Here is a 22,327-nt window from a genome sequence, read left to right on the forward strand (position 1 = left end):
CGGCGGGGGCGAGGAGGGCGCCGCCCGCCGCCGCTCGCGCCGCGCGGCGCGGAGCGTGCGTCGCCGGTGCCCGTCCGGCCCGCGCAGGCGGTGGGGTACGGTCGCGACATGACGACGTCGCGCGCGATGCAGGCCCCCGGACCCGGAGCTCCGCTCGAGCTGGTGGAGCGCGAGCTCCGCGAGCCGGGGCGGGGCGAGGTCCGCGTCCGGGTGGAGGCCTGCGGGGTCTGCCACTCCGACGCGTTCACGATCGAGGGCGGGATGCCGGGCATCGAGTACCCCCGCGTCCCGGGTCACGAGATCGCCGGCACGATCGAGGCCGTCGGCGAGGGCGTCGAGCCGTGGCAGGAGGGCCAGCGCGTCGGCGTCGGCTGGTTCGGCGGCCACTGCGGCCACTGCGACCCGTGTCGCCGCGGCGACCTGATCTCGTGCGTCAACGGCCGGGTGCCGGGCATCGCCTACGACGGCGGCTACGCCGACCACGTCGTCGTGCCGCAGTCCGCGCTCGCGTCGATCCCGGACGAGCTCTCCGCGGAGGACGCCGCGCCGCTGCTGTGCGCCGGCATCACCACCTTCAACGCGCTGCGGGAGAGCGGTGCCCGGGCGGGCGACCTCGTCGCGATCCTCGGGATCGGCGGCCTGGGCCACCTCGGCGTCCAGTACGCCCGCAACATGGGCTTCGAGACCGTCGCGATCGCCCGCGGCACCGAGAAGGAGCAGCGCGCGCGCGACCTCGGCGCGCACCACTACATCGACTCGACGGCGACCGACGTCGCCGAGGCCCTGCAGGAGCTGGGCGGCGCCCAGACGATCCTGGCGACCGTCACCGCGCCGGACGCGATGAGCGCCGCCGTCGGCGGCCTGCGCCCCCGCGGCCGGATGGTCGTCGTGGGCGCGTCCGCCGACCCGATGCAGATCCCCCCGTTCGCGCTGATCCCGGGCAGCACCGGGGTGCTCGGCCACGCCTCGGGCACGTCGAAGGACTCCGAGGACACGATGCGCTTCAGCGCGCTGCAGGACGTCCGCCCGACGATCGAGACCTACCCGCTCGAGCAGGCCGCCGAGGGCTACGCCCGGATGATGAGCGGCGACGCGCGCTTCCGCGTCGTGCTGACCACCGGGGCCTGAGCCCGCCGCCGCCGATCCGCGGGTCGCTCTCGCCGGCGACCCGCGGATCCGGCCCGCGGCGGACCGGGCCGGGCCCGACGGCCGGGCCGCGCCCCGGACGCGAACGTATGATCCGCCGATGGCCGCAGGCACGTCCCGACTCGCTGCGACCCGAGAGTCCGACTTCCCCAAGTGGTACCTCGAGGTCATCAAGCACGCCGACCTCGCGGAGAACTCCGTGGTCCGCGGCTGCATGGTCATCAAGCCGTGGGGCTACGCGATCTGGGAGCAGATGCAGGCCGACCTGGACCGGCGCTTCAAGGAGACGGGGCACGTCAACGCGTACTTCCCGCTCTTCATCCCGAAGTCGCTGATCGAGAAGGAGGCCGACCACGTCGAGGGCTTCGCGAAGGAGATGGCGGTCGTCACCCACCATCGCCTGAAGGCCGCGGACGACGGCTCCGGTCTGGTGCCCGACGGCGAGCTGGCCGAGCCGCTCGTCGTGCGCCCGACGTCCGAGACGATCATCGGCGAGTCGTTCTCCCGCTGGATCCAGTCCTACCGCGACCTGCCGCTCCTCATCAACCAGTGGGCCAACGTCGTCCGCTGGGAGCTGCGCACGCGCATGTTCCTGCGCACCACCGAGTTCCTCTGGCAGGAGGGCCACACGGTGCACGCGACCGCGGAGGAGGCCGCCGAGGAGACCGCGCGCATGCTCGAGGTCTACCGCGCGTTCTCGGAGGACGTCCTCGCGATGCCCGTGATCACGGGCGAGAAGACCCCCGAGGAGCGGTTCCCGGGCGCGGTCCGGACCTTCTGCATCGAGGCGATCATGCAGGACGGCAAGGCGCTCCAGGCCGGCACCTCGCACGACCTGGGCCAGAACTTCGCCAAGGGCTCCGGCATCACGTTCTCCGACAAGGAGGGCGAGGTGCAGCACGCCTGGACGACCTCCTGGGGCGCGTCGACCCGCCTGATCGGCGGCGTGATCATGACCCACTCCGACGACAACGGCCTGCGCCTGCCGCCGTCGCTGAGCCCGCACCAGATCGTCGTGATCCCGATGGACCTCGACGACGAGGTCGTCGCCGCCGCCCAGGAGCTGGCGACGAAGCTCCGCGGCCTAGCCTGGCGGCGGGCCCCGGTCCGCGTCCACGTCGACGGCCGCGACTTCGACGCCCCCACCCGTCGCTGGGAGTGGGTCCGCCGCGGCGTACCGCTGATCGTGCAGCTCGGCAAGCGCGACCTCGGCTCCGGCAAGGCGATGCTCTCCCGCCGCTGGCGCGAGCAGCCCGACCGGGAGCTCCTCCTGCAGGACGAGATCGTCGCCCAGGCCGTCGAGATCCTCGAGGACGCCCAGACGACGATGTGGAGCGAGGCCGCCGGCTACCGCGACGCCTTCCTGCGCTCCGACTTCACGAGCGTCGAGGAGATCGCCGCCGCGTACGAGTCCGGCTTCGACGGCGTCGTCATCGCCCCGTGGGACGGCGAGGCCGACATGCCGGAGCGTCTGGCCAAGCTCGCCCTGAGCCGCCGCTGCGCGACCCTCACCCGCCGCACCACGGCCGAGACCTGCCTCTTCTCGGGCAACCCGGCGACGCAGGACCTGGTGCTGGCGAAGTCCTACTGAGCGCGCGGGGCGTGGGGCGCCCGGTCGCACGGGCCGGGCGCGGTGCCCGGTGACACCTCGATCACCGGCCGCTCACGAGGGCTTCACATGGCGCGCTGGGCGTGGCTCTAGCGTCGAGGAGCGAGGACGGGATCCATTCCCGTATCTCGTCCGCCCCTCGTCGCTCACCCTCACAGGAGCCCCATGCTCGACCCCCTGGCCGCCGCCCGAGCCGCGTCCGACACGCCCGCACCCGCCGCCACCCCCGCGTCCGGCCACACCCGGCGGGGCTTCGTCCGCGGCGTCGCCGTCGCGGGCGCCAGCACCATGGCCGCCGTGGCCCTGGACTCCGCGGGGGCCACGTCCCTCATGGGCGACAGCGCCGTCGCCGCGGGCCCGCCCACCCCGTTCTTCGACTTCGAGGCGATCGCCGCGTCGTCCGCCGACCGCTTCGAGGTCCCCGAGGGCTTCCGCGCCGACGTCGTCATCGGCTGGGACGACGCGTTCCAGAACACGGACGGCACGAAGCTCCGCTACGGCTTCAACAACGACTTCCTGGCGTACATGCCGCTGCCCGGCAAGCCGGACGAGGCGCTGCTCTTCGTCAACCACGAGTACCCCGGGCCGTTCTTCCAGCACGGGCACGCGACCGCCGCGGAGAAGACCCCCGCCGACATCGCGCTCGAGAAGTCCTCCGTCGGCAACTCGATCGTCCACGTCCGCCGGAACGCGGAGGGCGTCTGGACCGTGGTCTCGCCGTCGCCGTACAACCGCCGCATCACCGGCGACTCGCCGGCGTGCAGGGTCACCGGACCGCTCGCCGGGAAGGCCGACGCCGCGCTGGCCGACGGCACGCTCGTCCGCGTCGGCCAGAGCGCCGAGCGCCCCGACGTCATCGACGGGTCGATCGCCAACTGCTCCGGCGGCATCACCCCGTGGGGCACCGCGCTGTCCTGCGAGGAGAACTTCCAGGACTACGCCTCGGCGTCCGGCTACGGCTGGGGCGGCACCTACTCGCTGACGACGAACGCGAACTACGGCTGGGTCGTCGAGCACGATCCCTACGACGCGTCCTCCACCCCCCGCAAGCACACCGCCCTGGGCCGCTTCCGCCACGAGAACACGGCGTTCCGCCACGTGGCCGGCAAGCGCTTCGTGCTCTACATGGGCGACGACAAGGTCAACGAGGGCGTCTACAAGTTCGTCTCGAGCCGGAAGTTCGTCGAGGGCCGGCGCGAGGAGAACCTGAAGATCCTCACGGAGGGCCAGCTCTTCGTCGCGAAGTGGTCGCCCGAGGGCCGCCGCCGGTTCAAGAACGCGGACGGCTCCGGCCTGCTCACCGCGACCTCCGGCACCGGCGAGTGGGTCCTCGTGAACGAGTCCGAGCTCGTCGACACCGCCTCGCACCTGCGCAAGCGCTTCGGCGCGGACTACGACAAGTACTTCGCGACCAACCGCCCCGAGGACGTCGAGGTCGACGTGGACGGCACGGTCTACGTCTCCTTCACGAACAACTCGGGCGTCAACGATCAGCACGGCGCGATCCGCAAGCTGCGCGAGCAGAACAACGACCCGACTGCGGCGACGTTCACGTGGGAGGACTACGCCGAGGGCGGACCGTCCGGCCGCGACGACGTCGGCGAGCAGGGCTTCTCGTCCTGCGACAACCTCGTCTTCGACGACGCGAACAACCTCTGGGTCGTCACCGACATCTCGTCGAGCTCGCTCAAGGGGTCCTCGAGCCAGAAGGCCTACTACGCCTACCACGGCAACAACGCGGTCTTCATGATCCCGCGTTCGGGCCCCAACGCCGGCATCGCCTACCGCTTCGCGAACATGCCGATCGAGGCCGAGGGCACCGGCCCGTACTTCTCCGCCGACGGCTCGACGCTGTTCGTCAACGTCCAGCACCCGGGCGAGGAGACGCCGACGGTCAAGGGCGCCGTGTACGGGAAGCCCGAGACCTACACGAGCTGGTGGCCGCAGGGCGACAGGACGGCCGGCGTCAACCCGTCGCTGCCGCGCCCGACGACCGTGGCCATCACCCGGGCCCGGCAGCCCGCGGGTCCCGGCACGCCCGGCCCCGGTGGCCCCGGTCCCGGCACGCCCGGCCCCGGCCCGGGCACGCCCCCGCCCGGCGGCAGCACGACGATCCCGCCGACGACGCCCGAGCCGACCCCGAAGCCCACGGGCAGGACGACGATCTCGGTGCCGGGCTCGGTGAAGCTCGCGACCCTGACGGGTCGGGGCATCACGGCGGAGGTCCGCGTCCGCGAGGCCGCCCGCCTGCTCGTGCAGCTGCGTGTCCGGGTCCCGAAGGTCGGGCGCTCGAAGGCGCGGACGATCACCGCCGTGACGGTCCGCCGCACGGTCGGCGCGGGTGAGCACGACGTCCGCCTGCGCCCCGGCGCGGTGGCCCGTGCCGCGCTGCGCCTGCGCCGTGGTCGCAAGCTGCAGGCCGAGGTGCTCCTCGAGGTCACCCCGGTCGACGGCTCGCCGAAGAAGCTGCGCCGCAGCGACCGCTTCCGCATCAGCTGACCGGCGGGGCCGGCGCGTGCGCCGGCCCCCTCCGTCCACCGGCGGCACGGCCGCCGGCGGGGCCGACCTGCGGGTCCGTCCCCGGCGATCTCGGCCGTCGGCCGGGGCGCGGGACTCAGCCGGTCTCGGCGGTCCCGCGCAGCACGACGTCGTGACCCGAGAGTCGGAAGCCGTGACGACGGGCGACGTCCTCGATCGCCCGCTCGAGGTCGTCGTCGGCGAACGACCGGACCTCGCCCGTCACGTCGTCGACGAGATGGTGGTGATGGTGCTCGGGATCGGCGATCTCGAAGCGCGCCACGCCGTCGCGGCCGTCGAGGCGGTGGACCAGGCCGAGCTCGGAGAGCTCGTCGAGCACGCGGTAGACCGAGGCGGTCGAGCCGGTGCTGCCGGTCCGCAGCCGGTCGGAGATCTCGGCGGCGGTCAGCAGGCACTGGCCCTCGCGGGCGAGGAGCTCGACCACGGCGGAGCGGGCGGCACCCGTGCGCAGCCCGGCCGCGGTCATGCGCGACGCGGCGTGCTCGAGCCATCGGTCCCGGGTCGCGACGTCCACGAACGCATCGTACCCGAAATGAGAACGGGTCTCACTCGCAGATCAATCGGCACAGCGCGCCGCGGTCAGGGCGCCGCACCCGGGGCGCTGCGTCGCGTCAGGAGACGACCGGCAGCGGGCCGTGGTCGTCGCAGTGGTCGACGTGCGGGTGGTGCAGGACGCCGTCGACGAGGTAGTCGACGTGGTCGCCGTGCGGGACCTCGGGGTGGCCGCAGTCCGGGCCGTGGACGTGGCCGCCGTCGTGGCCGGCGGCCGCGTGGGTGTGGCCGTCGGGGTGCGTCCCGTCGACCTCGATGACGTGCTCGTCGACGTGGTCCTCGTGCGGGTGGTGCAGGTGCCCGTCGTGGAGGTAGTCCACGTGACCGTCGTGCTCGACGGCCGGGTGGCCGCAGCCGGGGCCGTGGACGTGGGGGTGCTCACTGTGGGTGGCGTGGTCGCTCATGCCCCGGATGGTGCCCGGCCGGCCCACTTCCCCCAAGCAGCTGAGAGCGAGAAGCATTCTCGGGCGGGTGCGCCGGGTGGCCGCGGTACGCGCACGCGGCGGGGCACCCGGGGCCGGCCCGCCGACCCCGCCCGGAAGGGGTCAGCCCGGGAGGCTGCAGCCCTTCGCCTTGCCGGTGAAGCCCCGGACGACGGCGTCGGCGTTGTGGCGCTCCATGCCGATGTAGGTCGCGCCGTCGCTGCCCTTCTCGCCGAGCGCGTCGCCGTAGAGCGTCAGGTCCGACGAGGCTCCCGTCTCGCGGGCGATCGCCTGCGACAGCTTCGGGTTGACGGACGACTCGGGGAAGATCGCCTTGACGCCCTCGTCGCGGATGAGCTTCGTCAGCGCGTCCACCTGGCCCGCCGAGGGCTGCGCCTGCGTGGTCTGCGAGGGGATCGTCGCGCCGACGACGGTGATGCCGTACCGGCCCGCGAAGTAGTTGAAGGCGTCGTGGCTGGTGACGAGCTTGCGCTCCGCCTTCGGGACCGTCGCGATGCACTTCTCGATGCCGGCGTCCAGCGCCTGGACCTTCGCCAGGTACGCCGCGGCGCTCCTGCGGACCAGCGCGGCCGAGCCGGGGTCGGCCTTCACGATCGCGTCGCGGATGACCCCGACGGCGTGCTCGACGTTCGTGGGGTCGTGCCACCAGTGGGGGTCGAACTCGCCCTCGTGGTCGTGCCCCTCCTCCGCGTGCTCCTCGCCCTCGGCGTGCTGGTCCCCGTCCGCGTGCTCCTCGCCCTCGGCGTGCTCGTGGTCGTGGCCCTCCTCGCCGGCGAGCTTCGTCGGCACCGTGTCGCCGACCTCGACGACCGGGGCGTCGGTCCCGGACTGCTTCGCGACGTCGTCGACCCACCCGTCGAGCCCGAGTCCCGAGGCGAAGACGACCTTGGCCTCCGCCGTCGCCGTGACGTCGTTCGGACGGGGCTCGTACTCGTGGGGGTCCGTGCTCGGCTGCAGCACCTGGTGGACGTCGACCGCGTCGCCGCCGACCTCCCGGACGAGGTCGCCGAGCTGCGACGTGGTGGCGACGACCTTCACGACCGGGACCGTCGTGCCGTCGGCGGCCGTCGCCGTCGTGGTGTCGTCGGAGGAGCCGCAGCCCGCCAGCAGGGCGGCGGCCGCGGCGGCGACGGCGACGGCCGCTCCCCGGCGGCGGACGGAGCGGGCTGTGGGGCGGGAGGTCATCGGGTTCCTGACGTGCGACGGAGGACGCCGGGCGCGGTGCTCCGCACCCGACGAGCAGGAACCTTACATGAGAACGAGTCCCATCATCAGTGACCGTCGCCCCGCGAGCGCCGACCGCCGTCCAGTCTGTCGACCCGCGCCGCCTCGGCCCGGGTCGGCCGACGGCGGACGGCCCGGGGCTCGGGAGCTCCGGCTCAGTCGGCGGAGACCGGCGAGGACGCGCCCTGCGCCTGCACCGGCACGAAGTCCACCTTGTCGCGCACGCCGCACTCGGGGCAGTTCCACTCGTTCGGGACGGCGGACCACGGGGTGCCGGGCTCGACGCCGTTGTGCGGGTCGCCCGCCGCGTCGTCGTAGGTGTACTCGCAGACGGGGCAGCGGTAGGCGGCCTGCTCGAAGGTCTTCACGCGGGCGGCCTCCTCGGCGGCCATCTGCTCCTGGGCCAGGCGGTCGGCCTCGGCGCGCCGGGCGTAGACGCTCGCGCCCTTCTCGGCGGCCGGCGTGCCCGGCCCGAACTTCCGCAGCAGCTTCGCGCGCTTGCGCGGCAGGAGGTTCGCGCGGGTGACGTCGCCGCCGTAGTGGGCGAGGACGCGGTGGTCCATCATGCGGCGCCAGAGCGGCGGGATCGCCGCGACGACGATCATGCCGCCGTAGCCCGAGGGCAGCTGCGGGGCCTCCTCGAAGTGGCGCAGCGCCTGGTACCGGCGGGTCGGGTTGGCGTGGTGGTCCGAGTGGCGCTGCAGGTGGTAGAGGAAGACGTTCGAGGCGACGTTGTTGCTGTTCCAGGAGTGCTCGGGACGGCAGCGCTCGTACCGGCCGTCGTCCTTCTTCTGGCGCGTCAGGCCGTAGTGCTCGAGGTAGTTGACGATCTCGAGCAGCGTGAAGCCGAAGATCGCCTGGAACGCGAGCCACGGCGCGACGCCGACGCCGAACGCCGCGATCAGCACGCCGAACAGGACGACGCTCATGAGCCACGCGTTCAGCAGGTCGTTCTTGATCGACCAGGGGTTGCGCTTCAGGCGGCGCAGGCGGGCCCACTCGAGCTCGATCGCCGAGGTCAGGCTGCCCTTGACCGTGCGGGGCCAGAACGCGTAGAAGCTCTCGCCCAGACGCGAGCTGGCGGGATCCTCCGGCGTGGCGACCCGGACGTGGTGCCCGCGGTTGTGCTCGACGAAGAAGTGCCCGTAGAAGGTCTGCGCCAGGGCGATCTTCGCCAGCCACTTCTCGGACTTGTCGCGCTTGTGGCCGAGCTCGTGGGCCGCGTTGATCGCGAAGCCCGAGACGACGCCGACGGTGCACGCCAGGCCGATCGACTCGACGAGGCTGAGGTCGCCGCTCGCCCACAGCGCGCAGGCGCCGACGAGCGACGCGTACTGCAGCGGGATGTACGCGTAGGTGCACCAGCGGTAGTAGCGGTCCTGCTCGAGCCAGGCCAGGATCCGGTCCGGCGGGTTCTCCGCGTCCGTGCCGATGATGCTGTCGAGCACCGGCATCAGCACGTAGACCAGCAGGGGCCCGAGCCACCAGAAGACGCCGAGGCCGGTGGCCTCCACGAGCCCCCAGGCGAGGAACGGCGTGACGGGGATGACGAGCCCCAGCAGCCAGATGTACCGCTTGGAGTCGGTCCACGACGGCTCGTTCACGGGGCCGGCGTCACCGTGGTGGTGGCTGTGCTCGTGGTCGTGGTGGTCGTCGACTGTCGCCGTGCTCATGTCCCGCTCCCTTGCTCGCTCCGCCCGGCCTACGCCGTGCACCCGCAGCCTGACAGGGTGTCAGGTGCCGCGTCAAGGGCGGATCTCCCGAGGCACCGGGGCACGGCGGGACGACGGGCTAGAGTCCGCCGGGATGTCGACCCCCACCAGGCGCGACGGCACCGGCGAGCTCCGGCGCCAGGAGCACGCCCTGATCGCCGCCGCCACCGCGCTGCTCGAGGAGGGCGTCCCCTACGCCGCGCTGTCCGTCGGCGCGATCGCGGAGCGCGCGGGTCAGACGCGGACGGGCTTCTACCAGTACTTCCGCGACAAGCGCGACCTGTTGCTGGCGATGACGGACGAGTTCGTCGCGGGGCTCTTCGACGACGCCGACCACTGGTGGTCGGGCACCGGCGGCCGGGCGCAGCTGCACGAGACCCTGCGCACGATCGCGGCGCACTACCGTGGCTCCCGCATCCTCGTCCGCGCACTGATGGAGGCCGCGGGCTACGACCCCGATGTATCCGCGTACTGGACCGCCGCGATCGGTCGCTTCGTCGACGCCACCCGTGCCCGGCTGGTCCGCGACGGGCTCGACCCGGTCGAGGCCGGGGAGCTCGCCGAGGTGCTCGTCTGGATGGTGGAGCGCTCGTGCCACCTGCTCGTGCTCGAGGACGACGACGCCGGGGACGCCGGCCGCGTCGACGCGATGACGACCGTGTGGGCCCGGACGCTGTCGCTCGGGCCGTAGGGCCCACCCCCGCCGCCGGAGTCCGCCCCCGGGATCGGCCGGGGCTCGGGCTCACCCGCGAGCCGGCCCCGCCAGCGCCGCGTCCAGCCGCAGCGCCACCAGCAGCTCGGTCCGCCGGTGCGCCAGGACCGTCGGCAGCACGGCCTCGGCCCGGCGGACGTGTTGGCGGACCGTGTTCTCGTGCACCCCCAGCGCGGCGGCCGCGGCGGCCTGGCTGCCGCACGAGAGCCAGGCCAGCAGGGTGCGTCGCACGCGGACGTCGTGCGGGTCCTCGCCGGCCAGCGGCCCGAGCTCCTCCGTCGCGTAGCGGCGCGCCTGGGTCTCGTCGGCCAGCAGCAGGGCCTCGAGGCGGACGTCGGCGTACCAGCTGGGTGCCGCGGCGCCGGTCGCCTCCGCCACCACCCGCTGCACCCGCCGGGCCAGCAGCGCCTGGGCGCGCGAGCGGCGGAACCCGTCCACGCCCGCGCCGGGCTCGCCCACCGCGACGCGCCCGCAGACGGTCGACAGGTGCCGGCGCAGGCGCCCCACCGCCTCGGCGTCGAACCCCTCCGCCCGTCCGAGCCAGAGCACCCACGTGCCCGAGCCCTCGTCGCGCAGCGTCGTCGCCGTCGCACCGGCCGCGGCCGCGATCCGCGCCGCGACGGTCTCCTGCGGCACCCGGCCCTCGGGCTCCACGAGGACCGCGAGGTGCTCCGCCGACAGGCGGTAGCCGAGCGTCGCCTCCCAGCGGGGGTCGGCCGGGCCGTCGTCCGCCAGCAGGTCGTCCAGCGCCACCCGGCGCAGGTCGTCGACCCGGCGGGCCATGCTCGCGCGGGTCGCCTCATAGGCCGGCACGACGACCGCCAGCACCCGGTCGACGTAGGCGAAGAGCAGCCGGCCGGGCGCCCCGATCAGCGCACCGAGGTCCCCGGGTGCGGGCTCGGCGGCGGTGACGCGGTCGACCCAGGCGTCCCACAGCAGGCCCGCCCCGATCCAGTAGGTCCGCTCGAGGACGCCCAGAGGGATCCGTGCCTCGGCGGCCGTCCGGGCGAACGCGATCGCGTGCTCCGGGGCGACGTCGTCGAGGGCGAGGCGCCCCGCCCACAGGTCGACGACCGCGCGGACGTTCTCCCGGACGCACGAGCCCAGCAGCGAGCGGAAGGCCGGGTCGTCGTCGCGCTCGGGGTAGACCTCGGCGACGATCTGCCCGACCACGCGGTGGGCGAGCGCCAGGACCGGGACGTCGCGTGCGAGGTCGTCCGGCCCCAGGCCGACCCGGGGCCCCCGGGCCCAGGGCGACGGCGGCCCCGCCGGGGCCCGGCGGCCGGCCGTCCGCGTCGGCGGGGGCGTCGCGCGCCGTCCGTGGAGCACGACGGCGGACGGGACGTCCGTCGGGGCCTGCATCTCCGGGAGCGCGTGCACGTGAGGACGCTACGTCCGGGGTCCCGGGGCGGCCATGACCGAACCCGTGAGCCCGTCCCCCGGCCGCTCCCGGGATCCGCCAGCGACGTGGGTTTCCGACACCCGGGGGCCGCCGGACGCGGGCGATCCGACAGGCGCGTGTCGGAGTCCGCCTGGGACGGTCGCCCCAGACCCGTCCGAGGACGACGCCGCCCGGCGTCGCGGGACGGGACCCACCGAGACCCCCGGGACCGGGACGCGCGTCGACCGACACGCACCGTCGGCCCCACCGAGGAGGAGAGCGAAGCATGCCCAGCAAGCACCCCGTCGTCGTCTACGGCGCCAGCGGCTACACCGGCCGGCTCATCGTCGAGTACCTGCGCGAGCTGCGCATCCCGTTCGTCGCCGCCGGCCGCAACGCCGAGCGCCTCCAGGAGGTCGTCGAGCGCGTCCCGGGCGTCGCCGACACCGGCGTCTACGAGGTCGCCGCCGTCGAGCACACCGTCGAGGCGCTGACCGAGCTGTTCGACGGCGCGAAGGTCGTCCTGAACACCGTCGGCCCGTTCGCCGACCTCGGTCACGAGGTCGTCGAGGCGTGCCTGGCCACCGGCTGCCACTACCTCGACACCACGGGCGAGCAGAACTGGATCCTCTCCGCCCAGGAGCGTCACGCCGCCGGCTTCGAGGAGGCCGGCCTGCTGCTCGCCCCCGGCATCGCGCAGATGTACACGACGGGCGAGATCGCGTCCGAGATCGCTCTCGAGCAGCCGGGCTACGAGACCCTCGACACCGTCGTCCTCTGGAAGGGCGCGCCGACCACGGCGTCGACGGAGACGATCTTCTCCAACCTGCTCTCGACCCCGTACAAGCTCGAGGCCGGCGAGTACGTCGCCTGGGAGGGCACGCAGCTCTACGAGGTCTCGATGCCCGGCCAGCACGAGACGGCGCTGACGCTCCCGTGGGGCGGCACGTCGCTGCCCGTCTGGTACAAGGACGACCCGCGCGTCAACGACGTCTCCTCGCTCGGCGGTGTCTACAACCGCGGCCTGATGCAGGTCGTGCTCCAGATCGCCCAGGCGGTCGAGGAGGCCATCCGCCCGCTGCCCGAGGACCAGCAGCGCGCGAAGCTCGACGAGATGGCCGCGGCGAACGCCGCGCCGATGCCGCCGCGCGAGATGGCGGCCTACAACCGCTCGATGGACTCCGTCCACGCAACGGGTCCGCTCAAGCACGCCCACGTCGTGCTGCGCGGCAACTCGAACTACAAGCAGACCGCCCTGCTGCAGGCCTACGGCGCGCTGCACCTGCTGCGCCAGAAGCCCGACCGCGTGGGCTTCGCGTCCGGCTGCCAGGCCTTCGGCCACCGTCGCCTGCTCGACGTCCTGCAGCAGTACGGCCTGACCGGCGAGCCGATCGTCGTCCGCGACTGATGCCCGCCGCCCCCCACCAGAAGGAGCGTCCCATGACCAGGACCACCACCAGCGGCGTCAGGAGGACCCCGTGATCTCGAGCCTCGAGGGCAAGCGCGCCCTCATCACCGGCGCCGCGGCCGGCCTCGGCAAGGCCACGGCCGAGCTGTTCATCGCCCAGGGCGCCAGCGTCGTCGTCACCGACGTCGACGGAGCCGGGGCCGAGGCGCTCGCCTCGGCGCTCGGCGAGAAGGCCGTCGCCGTCACCCACGACGTCACCGTCGCGGCCGAGTGGGAGACCGCCGTGGCCGCCGCCCGCGACGCCTTCGGCGGCCTCGACGTGCTCGTCAACAACGCCGGCATCGAGATCGGCAAGCCGATCACCGAGACCGGCCAGGACGAGTTCGAGCGGCTGATGAAGATCAACGTCACCGGCCCGTTCCTGGGCATCAAGGCCGCGGTCCCGGCGCTCGTGGAGTCCGGCGGCGGATCGATCGTGAACATGGCGTCGGTCGCCGGTCTGGGCGGCGCCCCGCTGCTCGGCGCGTACTGCGCGTCCAAGGGCGCGGTCGTGCGGCTGACGGAGGTCGCGGCGATCGAGCTGCGCGCCGCCGGCATCCGCGTCAACGCGGTCTGCCCGGCGTTCATCGGGACCGCCATGGTGGACCGGCTGGTCAAGCCGTTCGAGGCCGCGGTCGGCCTGCCGTTCGGCGACGTCGTGAAGATCAAGCAGGGACGTCTCGGGACGTCCGAGGAGGTCGCAGAGATGGTCGCGTTCCTGGCGTCGGACGACGCCGAATGGACGACGGGCGCCGCACACGTGCTCGACGGCGGACTGGTGGAGGGACTCCTGTGAGCGGCGAGCTGGAGGGCCGCGTCGCCCTCGTCACCGGGGCCGGCAAGGGCGTCGGCGCCGCGATCTGCGACGCGCTGGAGGGGGAGGGCGCGATCGTCGTCCGCACCGACATCAGCGGCACGGACGTCGAGCTCGACGTCCGCGACGAGGCCGCGGTCGGCCGCGTCCTGAACGAGACCGCCGAGAAGCACGGGCGGCTCGACATCGTCGTGCCCAACGCCGGCGTCGCGTTCGTCAAGCCGATCACCGAGACGTCGCTCGCCGAGTGGCGCGAGCTCATGTCGATCAACCTCGACGGCGTCTTCGTGACGGCCCGCGAGGCCGCCAAGATCATGGCGCCGGCGGGCAAGGGGGCGATCGTCAACATCGCGTCCGTCACCGGGCTGCGGAGCGCGCCGCTGATCGGGGCCTACGGTGCCTCCAAGCACGGCGTCGTCGGCCTGACGAAGACGATGGGCGCGGAGCTGCGCGACGTCGGGGTGCGCGTCAACTGCGTCTGCCCCGGGTTCGCGGACACCGAGATGGTGTCCTCACACGCGGAGGAGCTCACGGCCGCGATCGGCGCACCGGTCCACGACGTCATCGACGCGCGCCAGGGCCGGCTGGGCACGGCCGAGGAGATCGCCCGCACGGTGCTGTTCCTCGCGTCGGACCGGTCGAGCTTCTCGACGTCCAACGCGTACGTGATGGACGGCGGCCTGTACGCCGCTCTCGTCTGAGGCGAGGTGCAGCGACCGGGGGCGCGGGTCGGACCGGCTCGCGCCCTCGGTCCTCAGTCGCCGGTCGCCGGCGCCACGCCGGTCGTCGTGCCGGTCTTCGGCGTCACCTGGTTCTTGCAGAACGCGACCAGGTTGTACCCCGGGGCGCAGTCCGTCTTCGCCTTCCAGCGCTTCAGGACGTCGGCCTCCCACTTCGCGACCGCCTGCTGCGGCTTGGTCTGCTGCAGCTGCTGCCGGATCGCCGTCTTGACCGAGTCGAACGAGACCGCCTTGCCCGGCGTGATCTTGTCGACGCGGATCACGTACCAGCCGAGGTCGGTGCGGACCGGGCCGGCCAGCTCCGTCGCGCCGGCCGAGAACGCGGCGTCGCCGGCGGCCTTCTCCAGCTGCGCCCGCTGGACCTGCGTCAGCTTGCCGCCCTGCGCGCGCGACTGCTCGTCGGTGGAGTACTGCTGGGCGACGGACGCGAACGTCGCGCCGCCCTCCAGCGCGGTCCGCGCGGCCTTCGCGTCGGCCTCGTCCTTGGCCAGGACGACGTGCAGCTCGCGCGTCTCGGGCTGGCCGTACTGGTCGCGGTTGTCGTCGAAGTCCTTGCGGACGTCGTCGTCCGTGACCGGTCCGGCGTCGGAGGCGATCTTCTCCGTGACCTTCTGGTAGGTCAGCGACTGCCGCACGAGCTGCCGGAAGATGCCCTCGTCGAGGCCCGTCAGGGTCTTGAACTTCGCGAGGTTCTTGCGCCCGTCGATCTCCTGCGTGTAGGCCGCGTCCAGGGCCTTGTCGACGTCGCCGTCGGAGACCTCGACGTCGTCGTCCTCGGCCTCCTGCTTGATCACCTCGGTGGCGATCAGCTGCTGGACGGCGTCCGTCTTCAGGCGCTCCGGGATGTTCTCGCAGGCCTGCTTGATCTGGGCGGCGGTGATCTGCGCCTTGGCCTCCGCGGGGACGGACTCCGTCGCCGTCCTGATGCAGGCCGTGAACGGCGGGGTGACGTCGAGCAGCTTCGGCTGCGCGCTCTGGAACAGCTTGCCGTTGGTCACCTGCCGGCTGATCCGCATGAGCTGGAACCGCTGCAGCCGGTCGTAGTCCGCCTTCGAGACGACGGTGTCGCCGACCTTGGCGACCGCACCGGCGGGCACCCCGCCGTCGTCGTCCCCGCCGCCGCACCCGGCCAGGGCCAGTCCGGCGACGCAGGGGAGCAGGGGGAGGAGGGCGAGGCGGCGACGATCCACCCGGGCATCGTAGGCGCCGGGACGCCCCGCGCGTGCCGGACGCCCGGGGACGGGGCGCGGCGCCGACGGGACCGTCGAGCGGCCGGCGGACGGACCGGCCCGCCCGCCGGCCGCCGTCAGACGGCGGCCTGCGCCTCGGCGTAGGCCTTGCGCAGCGCGGGCTTGTCGTGCTTGCCGACAGAGGTCAGCGGGATGGCGTCGACGAGGTCGACGGTCTTGGGCGCCATCACCGCGCCCTTGCGGTCCTTGACCCACGCCTGCAGCTCGGCGGGCTCGACCTCCCCGTCCGTGACCACGATGGCCTTGACCGCCTCGCCCCACTTCTCGTCCGGCACGCCGATGACGCAGGCGTCGCGCACGTGCGGGTGCTGGAACAGGCAGGCCTCGACCTCCTTCGGGTACACGTTGAACCCGCCCGAGATCAGCATGTCCTTCTTGCGGTCCACGATCGTCACGAAGCCGCGCTCGTCGACCGTGGCGATGTCGCCGGTGTGGAGCCAGCCGTCGATCAGCGTCTCCGCCGTCTGCTCCGGCTTGTTCCAGTAGCTCTTCATGACGTGGGGCCCCCGGGCGACGATCTCGCCGCGCTCGCCGACCGGCACCTCGTTGCCCTCGTCGTCGACGACCCGCACGTCGGCGATCGTCACGGGCCGGCCGCAGGACGACAGGACCGCCAGGTCGCCGCGCTCGATCGCGTCGGCGTGGTCGGCGGCCGTCAGCGCGCAGAGCTGGTTGGGCGCCTCGGTCTGCCCGTAGAGCTGGACGAAGATCGGCCCGAGGCGATCGATGGCCTGCAGCAGCCGCTCCCGGCCCATCGGCGCGGCGCCGTAGATCACGGACTGCAGCGACGAGAGGTCGCGCGTGGCGAAGTCCGGGTGGTCCAGGAGCACGTAGAGCATCGTCGGCACGACGAGGGTCGAGGTGATCCGCTCCGACTCGATCGCGGCCAGCATCTGGGCGGGGTCGAAGCCGCCGAGGATGACGTTCGTGCCGCCGCGCATCCACACCGGCACGCAGAAGACGCCGCTGGAGTGCGTCAGCGGGGCGGCGTGCGCGAACACGGAGCGGTCCGCGATCCCCATCTCGAGCGCCTCGGAGACGAACGACGCGACGAAGCCCGACTGCGAGTGCTCGACGCCCTTGGGCCGCCCGGTCGTGCCTCCCGTGTAGAAGATCGCGGCCAGGTCGTCGGGGGCGGAGCGCCCGGCGCGCCCCTCGGCGGGCTGGGCGGCCAGGAGCGCCGCGAAGCCCTCGGGTCCGTCGTCGTCCAGCGACACGAGCCGCACGCCCGTGGCCTCCGCGATCCGGCCGGCCCGCTCCGTGAACGGCCCGTCGTGGACGAGCAGCTTGGCGCCGGAGTCGCCGACGATGAAGACGTGGTCCTCCTCCGACATGCGGGCGTTCAGCGGCGACACCGCGAACCCGGCCGCCTGGGTGCCGTAGAACGCGACGAGCAGGTCGGTGCGGTCCGCCGAGAGGATCGACACCCGGTCCCCGTGCTCCAGGCCGAGCGACGCGAACGCGTGGCCGGCGCGACGCACCGCGTCGCCGAACGCGGCGAAGGTCGTGCGCTGCTCGCCGTGGACGATCGCGTCGCGATCGGCGAAGGCCCGGGTCGCGCGATCCAGCAGGTCGCCGACGGTCTGATGGATGAACGACGTGGTCACGGCCCGACCCTACGCCCGGCCCCGCGCGCCGGGAATGGCGTCCGTCGCGAGCCCGCCGCGCGGCGCGATGACGGGATCCGTGAGCCCCCGCCGGGTCCCGGCCCATCGCCCGCGACGACGGATGTGCCGGGAACACATGCATCGCGCGTCCGGTGCGGCCTAGCCTGCGTCAGGCCGCGGGCGCGATGCGACGCCGGCCCGCGTCCCGCACGGGCGCCGACCGGAGCAAGCGATGACGGGCACCGCCACCACCGACGTACCCGAGGCCGTCCAGGACGCGGCGCTCGGCCTCGACCTCGACGGCTTGACGGCCGACCTCTGCGGGGGTCTGATGGACGACGTCTTCGCCGGCCGGCGGGCGGACCGCGACTTCGCCGAGCTCGTCACCTCGAGCACCCACGGCAACCTCGCCAACCTCCGCGACGTCCTCGCCGGGCGCTCCACGGTGACCGCCACGCGCCCGACGGCGGGGGCCCTGAAGCTCGCCGGGGCGACGGCCGAGCTCGGGCTCTCCGAGGCGCTGCTCGAGCGCGCCTACCGGTCGGGGCAGAACCGCTTCTGGAGCCGGTGGTTCGCCGCGTCCGGGCCGCACGCCCGCGCCAGCGGCACGCCGCTGGAGTCGTACCTCGGCCGGCCGAGCGAGCAGCTCTTCGCCTACATCGGCCACGTGCTGGAGCCGGTCGGCGCCGCCTACCGGGCCGCGGCGGACGAGCACCGGGGCGGGGCCGACCGCCTGCGCCGCGCGGTGCTCGGGCGCCTGGCCGACCCGCGGACCTCGGTCGCCGCCGACGAGGTGGAGCGCGTGCTCGGCTACTCCCCCGCGGCCCACCACGCCTACGTCGTCGTCCGGCCCGGGGCCACCACCTCCGCCGACGCGGTCGTCGAGCCGCTGCGCCGCGCCGCCTCCGCGCTCGGCGTGCTGGCCCACCGCGAGGGGCTCGGCGAGTGGGGTCTGTGGCTGGCCCTGCCCGAGCCGCTGGGCCCCGCGACCACCACGCTCCTGCGCCGCGGGCTGGCGGCCACCGACGTCGTCGCCGCGCTCGCCGGCGCCGGTCCGGGGGTCGAGGGGATGCGCCAGGCCCGCGCCCGGGCGCTGCAGGTCGCCCGCGTCCAGCGCGCCCTCGGGGACGCCCCGGCCGTCGTCTGCGACCGCGACGTCCGGTTGGAGACGCTCCTGCTGGACGACCCCGACCGCGCCCACGGCTTCGTGCTCGACGAGCTCGGGCCGCTCGCGGAGGGGGACGAGCGGGCGGAGCGCCTGCGCCAGACCCTGCTGACCTGGCTGGCGACCGGCTCGCACGTCTCGACCGCGGCGACGCTCGGGGTCCACGAGCACACGGTGCGCAACCGCATCCGCGAGATCGAGGCGCTCCTGGGTGCGCCGGTCTCCGGCCGCCGGGCCGAGCTGCAGGTCGCGCTGCGGCTGCACCGGATCGCCGGTCCGGCCGGCCTCGGACATCCGTCCCATCTGCTTGCGCCCTCGGCGTAGGCTCGCGCCCTCCACCCCTGCCATGTTCGACCCCGTTGGTGGCCCACCGATGCTGACCCAGGACCTCCCCACCGCGCTACCCCGGTCCGCGGTCGCGACCGCACCGAGCCCCGAGGTCATGCGCGAGCTGCTGGCGGCGCTCGGCGGCGACAGCGCCGCGCACGGCCGGCGGATGGCCACGTCGGTCCACCAGCGGATCCCCGAGCTCTCCGACGTCGCCGAGCAGCGGGCGCTGTTCGCCGAGACCGAGGCCAGCTGCGCGGCCAACGTCACCGAGATCATGCGGCTCCTGGAGTCCGGCCTGCCGGTCTCCGACGTCACGGTCCCCGACGCCGCGCGCGACTACGCGGTCTCCCTCGTCCACCGCCGAATCCCGCTGGCCGTGCTCCTGCGCGCCTACCGGATCGGGCAGAACCACCTCTGGCTGACGTTCGCGGAGCGCCTGCGCCTGGTCGCCGGCGACGACCCCGCGTCCGTGCAGACGATGGAGTCGATCGCGTCGCTCCTGTTCGAGTACGTCGACCGCGTCTCGGACAAGCTCGCCGCGATCTACCAGCAGGAGCGCGACCAGTGGGTCCGCAGCGCCTCCGCCGTGCGGATCGAGACGGTCCGCGAGCTGCTCGACGGCGCGGCGATCGACGTCGGCGTCGCCTCCCAGCGCCTCGTCTACGAGCTGCGCGGCAGGCACCTGGGGCTCATCGTCTCGGCCGCGCCGTCCCCCGAGCTCGTGCCGCAGCCGGGCGCCCTGGAGCGCGCGGCCGTCGCCGCCGCCGGGATCGTCGGCTGCAAGGACCCGCTGCTGGTCCCGGTCGGCACGTCGATCCTCTGGGCGTGGGCGGCGACGGGCGAGCTGACCGACGCCGAGGCCGTCGAGCGGCTCGAGCAGCACGTGCCCCGCGGCGGGCTGCGCCTGGCGATCGGACGCCCGGCGCCGGGCGTCGACGGGTTCCGGGTCACGCACGAGGAGGCCCAGCACGCCGCCGAGCTGCACCCGGACGCCGGCGTCGGCGGTCCGGACGCCCCGACGGTCTCCTACCGCGCGATGGAGCTCCTGTCGCTCCTGACCGCCGACTTCGAGCGCAGCCGCCGTTTCGTCCAGCGCGAGCTGGGGCCGCTGGCGGCCCCCGACGACGCGACGGCCCGCCTGCGCGAGACGGCGCTGGCGTTCCTGGACCACGGCGGCAGCCACCTCGCCGCCGCCCAGGCGCTGCACCTGCACAAGAACACGGTCTACACGCGGGTCCGCAGGGCCGAGCGGTCGCTCGGCTCCCCGGTGGTCCCCGGTCGCGCCGCGCTGCACGCGGCCCTGACGCTCGCCGTGGCGATGCCCCACCGGGTCATCGGCGAGCAGACCGCGCACTGACCGGCGTCCGGGCCCCGGACGCCGCGTCCCGTCGGCCCGGGGGCCGACCCGCGCGGGCCCCGGGAGCCCGGCCCGCCGGGCACCGTCGGCCGTCCGCGGGCAGGGGTGTCGCGCACACCCGCCGTGGGACGCCGTCCCGGCCCGCGCGGCGGATCGCGCCTGCGCCGCCCCGGCGGGCGCCGCGGGGAGGTGTCGCCGACCCACGTGCCGCCCGCATTCCTGTGCGGACGTACGCGGCGGGGCCCCCACCCCGGTGGGAGGCTCGCGTCGCTGGACGACCCGGCCGCGCACGTGCGGTTCCCGGCGTCCCACCGCCCACTCCCCATCCGACCCAGGAGACGACCGTCATGGGCCTCACCACCGGGAACTTCCCACCCGTCGATCCGCCGACGTTCCTGCACATGCCGTACCGCGAGCGGATCAAGATCCTGTCGCGGCACTGGGCCGAGTACGGCTTCGGCGCACCCAAGATCGTCACGTTCATCTACCTGTTCCGGATGATCCTGTTCACGGTCGGCTGCGGCATCCTCGCGGCCACCCTGACCTCTGGCCTCAACCCGTTCAAGCCGGGTGAGTGGTTCGACGAGGCGATCGTCTGGCAGAAGCTGATCGTCTGGATGCTGCTGATCGAGTCGCTCGGCATGGGCGGGTCGTGGGGCCCGCTGTCGGGGCACTTCAAGCCGTTCACCGCCGGCTTCCGCCACTACTTCCGGATGGGCACGATCCGCCTCCCGCCGTGGGAGGACAAGGTCCCCGGCACCAAGGGCGACGAGCGGACGATCGTCGACGTCGGCCTCTACTCGCTGCTGATCCTCAGCTACGTCGTCGCGATCGCCCTCCCCGGGCAGTTCGACAGCGAGGTCGCCGCGATCTCCGGCATCGACAACCCGGACCTCATGGCTCCGCTGTCGGTGATCCCGATCATCGTCCTGCTCGTCGCCATGGGCCTGCGCGACAAGATCGTCTTCCTCGCCGCCCGCTCCGAGCAGTACCTGCCGGCCCTGATCTTCTTCGCGTTCTTCCCGTTCGTCGACATGATCATCGCCGCGAAGATCCTCATCGTCGCCGTGTGGGTCGGCGCCGGCTTCTCCAAGCTCACGAAGCACTTCGCCTACGTCATCCCGCCGATGGTGTCGAACACCCCGTGGCTGACCTCGACGAAGATCAAGCGCGCGCACTACCGGAACTTCCCGGAGGACCTCCGCCCGTCGAAGGGCGCGAAGTTCCTGGCCGAGATCCCCGGCACGGCGTTCGAGATCGTCGTCCCGCTCGTCCTGCTGTTCTCGACGAACGACACGATCACGCTGGTCGCCGCGATCATCATGCTCGGCTACTGCGTCTTCATCATCAGCTGCTTCCCGCTCGCCACGCCGATCGAGTGGAACGTCATGTTCATGTTCCTCATCGGCTTCCTGTTCCTCTCCCACAGCTCGTCCGACGGCTACGGGCTGGCGGACATGAACACCGGCCTCCTGATCCTCACGGTCGTCGGCATGGTGCTGTTCCCGATCTGGGGCAACATCCGGCCCGACCAGATCTCGTTCCTGCCGGCCCTGCGCCAGTACGCCGGCAACTGGGCCTGCGGGATGTGGGCCCTGGCCCCGGGCGCGGAGCAGAAGCTCAACGACCACGTGAAGAAGGCGTCGCTGATGCAGCAGGACCAGCTCGAGGCCGAGTACGGCAAGGACGAGGGCACCGTCGTCCTCCAGCAGCTCCTCGGCTGGCGCTCGATGCACAGCCAGGGTCGCGGCATGAACTCCGTGATGATCAAGACCCTCGGCGACGACGTCGACCGCTACGACCTGCGCGAGGCCGAGTTCGCCTGCAACGCGGTCGTCGGCTGGAACTTCGGCGAGGGCCACCTGCACGACGAGCGGCTGATCACCGCGCTGCAGCGCCGCTGCAACTTCGCGCCGGGCGAGTTCATCGTGGTCTGGGTCGAGTCGGAGCCCTACGGCAACGGCCAGCAGGAGTACCGCATCATCGACGCCGCCGTCGGGGTCGTCGAGCGCGGCACCTGGAAGGTCCAGGACTGCGTCGACGCCCAGCCGTGGCTGCCCGACGGCCCGATCCCGACGAACGTCACCTGGCGCCTGGACGGCTACGAGCGCGTCAGCCACCCGGGCGGTCGTGGCGGCTCGGGCGAGGCCGTCGAGCGTCGTCGCGCCGAGGCCGGCCAGTCGCAGCACGGTCAGGTCCGGGCGGGCGCCAGCACCCCCCAGGACGGCGCGGCGCAGGCCGGCGGGGAGCCCGTCACCGCATGAGCACGCCGGTGACGGGCCACAAGCACGACCGGTCCG

At 73.4% G+C, this 22,327-nt stretch carries 17 protein-coding genes; 10 read left to right on the top strand and 7 right to left on the bottom strand.

The features are described from left to right. Positions 1-108 precede the first annotated feature (108 nt). The 3 genes from Q7T67_RS12815 to Q7T67_RS12825 all read left to right on the top strand — a co-directional run bounded on the left by Q7T67_RS12815 (position 109) and on the right by Q7T67_RS12825 (position 5,254). Positions 109-1,128, top strand: coding sequence for an alcohol dehydrogenase (locus Q7T67_RS12815; RefSeq protein WP_304789987.1), 1,020 nt, complete (start codon positions 109-111; stop codon positions 1,126-1,128). A gap of 118 nt (positions 1,129-1,246) precedes the next feature. Then, entirely contained in the window at positions 1,247-2,737 is a 1,491-nt protein-coding gene (proS, locus tag Q7T67_RS12820; protein WP_304789990.1) for a proline--tRNA ligase, read from the top strand. 183 nt (positions 2,738-2,920) lie between these two features. Then, positions 2,921-5,254, top strand: a complete 2,334-nt coding sequence (locus tag Q7T67_RS12825; RefSeq protein WP_304789993.1) for a PhoX family phosphatase — start codon at positions 2,921-2,923, stop codon at positions 5,252-5,254. A 115-nt stretch (positions 5,255-5,369) separates the two neighbouring features. Here Q7T67_RS12825 and Q7T67_RS12830 read toward each other — a convergent pair whose 3' ends face one another. The 4 genes from Q7T67_RS12830 to Q7T67_RS21225 form a co-directional block, all read right to left on the bottom strand. Then, on the bottom strand, positions 5,370-5,807 hold the full coding sequence (locus Q7T67_RS12830) for a Fur family transcriptional regulator (RefSeq protein ID WP_304789996.1): 438 nt from the start codon (positions 5,805-5,807) through the stop codon (positions 5,370-5,372). A gap of 97 nt (positions 5,808-5,904) precedes the next feature. Next, positions 5,905-6,249, bottom strand: coding sequence for a hypothetical protein (locus tag Q7T67_RS12835; RefSeq protein WP_304789999.1), 345 nt, complete (start codon positions 6,247-6,249; stop codon positions 5,905-5,907). 141 nt (positions 6,250-6,390) lie between these two features. After that, a complete protein-coding gene (locus Q7T67_RS12840) occupies positions 6,391-7,473 on the bottom strand; it encodes a metal ABC transporter substrate-binding protein (RefSeq protein ID WP_304790003.1) in 1,083 nt (360 codons plus the stop codon). A 194-nt stretch (positions 7,474-7,667) separates the two neighbouring features. Beyond that, entirely contained in the window at positions 7,668-9,185 is a 1,518-nt protein-coding gene (locus Q7T67_RS21225) for a fatty acid desaturase (RefSeq protein WP_370695398.1), read from the bottom strand. A 133-nt stretch (positions 9,186-9,318) separates the two neighbouring features. Here Q7T67_RS21225 and Q7T67_RS12855 point away from each other — a divergent pair, with 133 nt between their 5' ends. Then, positions 9,319-9,915 (top strand): TetR/AcrR family transcriptional regulator, encoded by a 597-nt coding sequence (locus Q7T67_RS12855; RefSeq protein ID WP_304790006.1) that lies wholly within the window; start codon positions 9,319-9,321, stop codon positions 9,913-9,915. 51 nt (positions 9,916-9,966) lie between these two features. Here Q7T67_RS12855 and Q7T67_RS12860 read toward each other — a convergent pair whose 3' ends face one another. Continuing rightward, positions 9,967-11,316, bottom strand: coding sequence for a CdaR family transcriptional regulator (locus tag Q7T67_RS12860; protein ID WP_304790009.1), 1,350 nt, complete (start codon positions 11,314-11,316; stop codon positions 9,967-9,969). 287 nt (positions 11,317-11,603) lie between these two features. Here Q7T67_RS12860 and Q7T67_RS12865 point away from each other — a divergent pair, with 287 nt between their 5' ends. The 3 genes from Q7T67_RS12865 to Q7T67_RS12875 all read left to right on the top strand — a co-directional run bounded on the left by Q7T67_RS12865 (position 11,604) and on the right by Q7T67_RS12875 (position 14,279). Beyond that, positions 11,604-12,725 (top strand): DUF5938 domain-containing protein, encoded by a 1,122-nt coding sequence (locus Q7T67_RS12865; RefSeq protein ID WP_304790012.1) that lies wholly within the window; start codon positions 11,604-11,606, stop codon positions 12,723-12,725. A gap of 73 nt (positions 12,726-12,798) precedes the next feature. Next, a complete protein-coding gene (locus Q7T67_RS12870) occupies positions 12,799-13,560 on the top strand; it encodes an SDR family NAD(P)-dependent oxidoreductase (RefSeq protein WP_370695400.1) in 762 nt (253 codons plus the stop codon). Continuing rightward, positions 13,557-14,279 carry an SDR family NAD(P)-dependent oxidoreductase gene (locus Q7T67_RS12875; RefSeq protein WP_304790019.1) on the top strand — a complete coding sequence of 241 codons (723 nt, stop codon included), beginning with the start codon at positions 13,557-13,559 and terminating at the stop codon, positions 14,277-14,279. The genes Q7T67_RS12870 and Q7T67_RS12875 overlap by 4 nt, the downstream gene beginning before the upstream one ends. 53 nt (positions 14,280-14,332) lie before the next feature. Here the strand turns inward: Q7T67_RS12875 and Q7T67_RS12880 are convergent, their stop codons facing one another. Then, positions 14,333-15,508 carry a peptidyl-prolyl cis-trans isomerase gene (locus Q7T67_RS12880; RefSeq protein ID WP_304790022.1) on the bottom strand — a complete coding sequence of 392 codons (1,176 nt, stop codon included), beginning with the start codon at positions 15,506-15,508 and terminating at the stop codon, positions 14,333-14,335. 116 nt (positions 15,509-15,624) lie between these two features. Beyond that, on the bottom strand, positions 15,625-17,175 hold the full coding sequence (locus Q7T67_RS12885; RefSeq protein ID WP_304790025.1) for an AMP-binding protein: 1,551 nt from the start codon (positions 17,173-17,175) through the stop codon (positions 15,625-15,627). Between the two features lie 232 nt (positions 17,176-17,407). Between Q7T67_RS12885 and Q7T67_RS12890 the strand changes: the two genes are divergently transcribed. The 3 genes from Q7T67_RS12890 (at position 17,408) to Q7T67_RS12900 (ending at position 22,291) form a co-directional block, all read left to right on the top strand. Next, positions 17,408-18,664: a CdaR family transcriptional regulator gene (locus tag Q7T67_RS12890; RefSeq protein WP_304790028.1), complete on the top strand. Its 1,257-nt coding sequence runs from the start codon at positions 17,408-17,410 to the stop codon at positions 18,662-18,664. A gap of 22 nt (positions 18,665-18,686) precedes the next feature. Continuing rightward, positions 18,687-20,027 carry a CdaR family transcriptional regulator gene (locus tag Q7T67_RS12895; protein ID WP_304790030.1) on the top strand — a complete coding sequence of 447 codons (1,341 nt, stop codon included), beginning with the start codon at positions 18,687-18,689 and terminating at the stop codon, positions 20,025-20,027. Positions 20,028-20,374: 347 nt separating this feature from the next. After that, complete coding sequence (locus tag Q7T67_RS12900; protein ID WP_304790033.1) at positions 20,375-22,291, top strand: DUF3556 domain-containing protein; 1,917 nt, start codon at positions 20,375-20,377, stop codon at positions 22,289-22,291. Positions 22,292-22,327: the final 36 nt, after the last annotated feature.

Source organism: Patulibacter sp., assembly GCF_030655195.1.
GTDB lineage: Bacteria > Actinomycetota > Thermoleophilia > Solirubrobacterales > Solirubrobacteraceae > Patulibacter.